At 62.8% G+C, this 955-nt stretch carries 1 protein-coding gene; it reads left to right on the top strand.

Translation table 11 applies throughout. The features are described from left to right. The first annotated feature begins 34 nt into the window (after nt 1-34). Nucleotides 35-883 carry an SDR family NAD(P)-dependent oxidoreductase gene (locus E5S69_RS32060; RefSeq protein WP_171518319.1) on the top strand — a complete coding sequence of 283 codons (849 nt, stop codon included), beginning with the start codon at nt 35-37 and terminating at the stop codon, nt 881-883. The last annotated feature ends 72 nt before the right edge of the window (nt 884-955 follow it).

The following is a 955-nucleotide window of genomic DNA, read 5'->3' as shown; positions in this document are numbered from 1 at the left end:
AGCCAAACGTTTCATCACTCAAGGAGTTCTTACCGTGAAGCAAGCATCCCGTACCTGGTTCATCACCGGCGCATCGAAGGGCGTCGGCCAAAAACTCGTGACACACCTGCTGGAGCAAGGCCACCGGGTGGCGGCCACCTCCCGCACAGCCGCCTCGTTAACGGAGGAATTCGGTGCGGCGTCCGAGCGATTTCTACCGCTCGGGGTCGACCTGACCAGTGACCGCAGCGTCCACGAGGCCATCGAGAAGACCGTGCAATGGTTCGGCGTTCTCGACGTGGTCGTGAACAACGCCGGCTACGCCCAGCAAGGGACCGTCGAGGCATTGTCGGACGACGAGCTTCGTCGGAATTTCGAGGTCAACTTCTTTGCGCCGATGGCTGTCCTGCGTCATGCGCTGCCGCAGCTTCGACGCCAGCGCAGCGGACACGTCTTCAATATCTCGTCCATCGTCGGCTACCAGGGGGGCTATCCGGGATGGGGCAGCTACGTGGCGAGCAAGTTCGCGCTGTCTGGCCTGACGGAATCCCTTGCGGCAGAAGTCGCCGAACTGGGCATTCGCGCGACGGTGGTTTATCCCGGACCGGTGCGCACCGATTTCCTGTCGAATGGTGCGCTGGCGGTGGCCAGACGGCAGATCGACGACTACTCCGAGGCCAAGGCTTCGCTGGACCTGCATCTCGACACCCTGCATGGCCACCAGGCTGGGGACCCGGACAAGCTCGCACTGCTGATCATCCAGGCCGCGACTGTTGAATCGGCCCCGCTGCATCTGTTTGCAGGCAAGATCGCCAATGAACTCGCGGCCGCGAAGGCAAGCGCTGTCGCAAAGGATCTCGACGCCTGGCGGGGCGCGTCCGAAGCCACCGATTTCGGGGACTGATCGAAGGCCATGCATGTCCCGGCTTGGCCGGGACATTCTCCGTGGCATGGGTCCGTCACATGTCCGCTATCA

Origin of the sequence: Cupriavidus necator (genome assembly GCF_013141915.1) — a bacterium.
Lineage (GTDB): Bacteria > Pseudomonadota > Gammaproteobacteria > Burkholderiales > Burkholderiaceae > Cupriavidus > Cupriavidus necator_B.
This window is presented reverse-complemented; position numbering and strand designations above follow the sequence as displayed.